This window comes from Streptococcus intestinihominis (assembly GCF_046824975.1).
Classification (GTDB): domain Bacteria; phylum Bacillota; class Bacilli; order Lactobacillales; family Streptococcaceae; genus Streptococcus.
In genome coordinates this window covers 1-3779 of the sequence record NZ_JBKQBL010000013.1, presented here as the reverse complement: position 1 = coordinate 3779, position 3779 = coordinate 1, and the positions used below count along the sequence as shown (strand labels likewise).

The window sequence follows — 3779 nt, the reverse complement described above, 5'->3', positions numbered from 1 at the left end:
TACGATTTAGCAGAGAGCTGTGTTTTTGATAAACAGTTGCTTGGGCCTATTCACTGCGGCTGACCTAAGTCAGCACCCCTTCTCCCGAAGTTACGGGGTCATTTTGCCGAGTTCCTTAACGAGAGTTCTCTCGCTCACCTGAGGCTACTCGCCTCGACTACCTGTGTCGGTTTGCGGTACGGGTAGAGTATGTTTAACGCTAGAAGCTTTTCTTGGCAGTGTGACATCACTAACTTCGCTACTAAACTTCGCTCCCCATCACAGCTCAATGTTATAGAACTAAGCATTTAACTCAATTCACACCTCACTGCTTAGACGTGCACTTCCAATCGCACGCTTTAGTTAGCCTACTGCGTCCCTCCATCACTACATACTCTAGTACAGGAATATCAACCTGTTGTCCATCGGATACACCTTTCGGTCTCTCCTTAGGTCCCGACTAACCCAGGGCGGACGAGCCTTCCCCTGGAAACCTTAGTCTTACGGTGGACAGGATTCTCACCTGTCTTTCGCTACTCATACCGGCATTCTCACTTCTATGCGTTCCAGCACTCCTCACGGTATACCTTCTTCACACATAGAACGCTCTCCTACCATACCATTAAAGGTATCCACAGCTTCGGTAAATTGTTTTAGCCCCGGTACATTTTCGGCGCAGGGTCACTCGACTAGTGAGCTATTACGCACTCTTTGAATGAATAGCTGCTTCTAAGCTAACATCCTAGTTGTCTGTGCAACCCCACATCCTTTTCCACTTAACAATTATTTTGGGACCTTAGCTGGTGGTCTGGGCTGTTTCCCTTTCGACTACGGATCTTAGCACTCGCAGTCTGACTGCCGACCATAATTCATTGGCATTCGGAGTTTATCTGAGATTGGTAATCCGGGATGGACCCCTCACCCAAACAGTGCTCTACCTCCAAGAATCTTAATGTCGACGCTAGCCCTAAAGCTATTTCGGAGAGAACCAGCTATCTCCAAGTTCGTTTGGAATTTCTCCGCTACCCACAAGTCATCCAAGCACTTTTCAACGTGCCCTGGTTCGGTCCTCCAGTGCGTTTTACCGCACCTTCAACCTGCTCATGGGTAGGTCACATGGTTTCGGGTCTACGACATAATACTAAGACGCCCTATTCAGACTCGGTTTCCCTACGGCTCCGTCTCTTCAACTTAACCTCGCATCATATCGTAACTCGCCGGTTCATTCTACAAAAGGCACGCTCTCACCCATTAACGGGCTCGAACTTGTTGTAGGCACACGGTTTCAGGTTCTATTTCACTCCCCTCCCGGGGTGCTTTTCACCTTTCCCTCACGGTACTGGTTCACTATCGGTCACTAGGGAGTATTTAGGGTTGGGAGATGGTCCTCCCAGATTCCGACGAGATTCCACGTGTCTCGCCGTACTCAGGATACTGCTAGGTATAAAGACTATTTTAAATACGAGGCTGTTACTCTCTTTGGCCTACCTTCCCAGGTAGTTCTTCTATAATCTTTAAGTCCACATTGCAGTCCTACAACCCCGAAGAGTAAACTCTTCGGTTTGCCCTCCTGCCGTTTCGCTCGCCGCTACTAAGGCAATCGCTTTTGCTTTCTCTTCCTGCAGCTACTTAGATGTTTCAGTTCACTGCGTCTTCCTCCTCATATCCTTAACAGATATGGGTAACAGGTAGTACCTGCTGGGTTCCCCCATTCGGACACCCCCGGATCTAAGCTTACTTACAGCTCCCCGAGGCATTTCGTCGTTTGTCACGTCCTTCTTCGGCTCCTAGTGCCAAGGCATCCACCGTGCGCCCTTATTAACTTAACCTTATTAACCTAATTTCTTTAAAAATTAGAAAACTCATTAAATATTCACAGCGTTTTCGGTTTATTTTCTTGTTACTATTTGATATAGATATTCAATTTTCAATGTTCATCCTTGGTGATCTCTCACCAATGGAGCCTAGCGGGATCGAACCGCTGACCTCCTGCGTGCAAAGCAGGCGCTCTCCCAGCTGAGCTAAGGCCCCACAAGACCTCTCAAAACTAAACAAGACGAACGTGCAGGTTTCCTTATCCTTAGAAAGGAGGTGATCCAGCCGCACCTTCCGATACGGCTACCTTGTTACGACTTCACCCCAATCATCTATCCCACCTTAGGCGGCTGGCTCCTAAAAGGTTACCTCACCGACTTCGGGTGTTACAAACTCTCGTGGTGTGACGGGCGGTGTGTACAAGGCCCGGGAACGTATTCACCGCGGCGTGCTGATCCGCGATTACTAGCGATTCCGACTTCATGTAGGCGAGTTGCAGCCTACAATCCGAACTGAGACTGGCTTTAAGAGATTAGCTTGCCGTCACCGACTTGCGACTCGTTGTACCAGCCATTGTAGCACGTGTGTAGCCCAGGTCATAAGGGGCATGATGATTTGACGTCATCCCCACCTTCCTCCGGTTTATTACCGGCAGTCTCGCTAGAGTGCCCAACTGAATGATGGCAACTAACAATAGGGGTTGCGCTCGTTGCGGGACTTAACCCAACATCTCACGACACGAGCTGACGACAACCATGCACCACCTGTCACCTCTGTCCCGAAGGAAAGCTCTATCTCTAGAGCGGTCAGAGGGATGTCAAGACCTGGTAAGGTTCTTCGCGTTGCTTCGAATTAAACCACATGCTCCACCGCTTGTGCGGGCCCCCGTCAATTCCTTTGAGTTTCAACCTTGCGGTCGTACTCCCCAGGCGGAGTGCTTAATGCGTTAGCTGCGGCACTGAGTCCCGGAAAGGACCCAACACCTAGCACTCATCGTTTACGGCGTGGACTACCAGGGTATCTAATCCTGTTTGCTCCCCACGCTTTCGAGCCTCAGCGTCAGTTACAAGCCAGAGAGCCGCTTTCGCCACCGGTGTTCCTCCATATATCTACGCATTTCACCGCTACACATGGAATTCCACTCTCCCCTCTTGCACTCAAGTTAAACAGTTTCCAAAGCGTACTATGGTTAAGCCACAGCCTTTAACTTCAGACTTATCTAACCGCCTGCGCTCGCTTTACGCCCAATAAATCCGGATAACGCTCGGGACCTACGTATTACCGCGGCTGCTGGCACGTAGTTAGCCGTCCCTTTCTGGTAAGATACCGTCACAGTGTGAACTTTCCACTCTCACACTCGTTCTTCTCTTACAACAGAGCTTTACGATCCGAAAACCTTCTTCACTCACGCGGCGTTGCTCGGTCAGACTTCCGTCCATTGCCGAAGATTCCCTACTGCTGCCTCCCGTAGGAGTCTGGGCCGTGTCTCAGTCCCAGTGTGGCCGATCACCCTCTCAGGTCGGCTATGTATCGTCGCCTTGGTGAGCCGTTACCTCACCAACTAGCTAATACAACGCAGGTCCATCTGGTAGTGGTGCAATTGCACCTTTCAAGCAGATATCATGCAATATCTACTGTTATGCGGTATTAGCTATCGTTTCCAATAGTTATCCCCCGCTACCAGGCAGGTTACCTACGCGTTACTCACCCGTTCGCAACTCATCCGGAAAGAGCAAGCTCCTTCCTTCAGCGTTCTACTTGCATGTATTAGGCACGCCGCCAGCGTTCATCCTGAGCCAGGATCAAACTCTCATTAAAAGTTTGAGTTCTCACTCATTTCTGTCACTGACAGATTTATTGTTTTTTCATTGTTCAGTACTACAACTTCTGTTGTAGCGCCCTGCACATTGGTTCGTCTTGTTCAGTTTTCAAAGGTCTTTGTCGCTCTCGCGCGACAACTATATTAGTATATCACGACCATGAAA

At 49.5% G+C, this 3779-nt stretch carries 1 tRNA gene and 2 rRNA genes; all 3 read right to left on the bottom strand.

The features are described 5' to 3' along the window. Positions 1-1808: ribosomal RNA gene (locus tag ACLOR3_RS10605) — 23S ribosomal RNA — on the bottom strand; the annotation flags it as partial. Positions 1809-1937: 129 nt separating this feature from the next. Next, positions 1938-2010 (bottom strand) — tRNA-Ala (locus tag ACLOR3_RS10600). Between the two features lie 53 nt (positions 2011-2063). Beyond that, positions 2064-3612 (bottom strand): 16S ribosomal RNA (locus tag ACLOR3_RS10595). Positions 3613-3779: the final 167 nt, after the last annotated feature.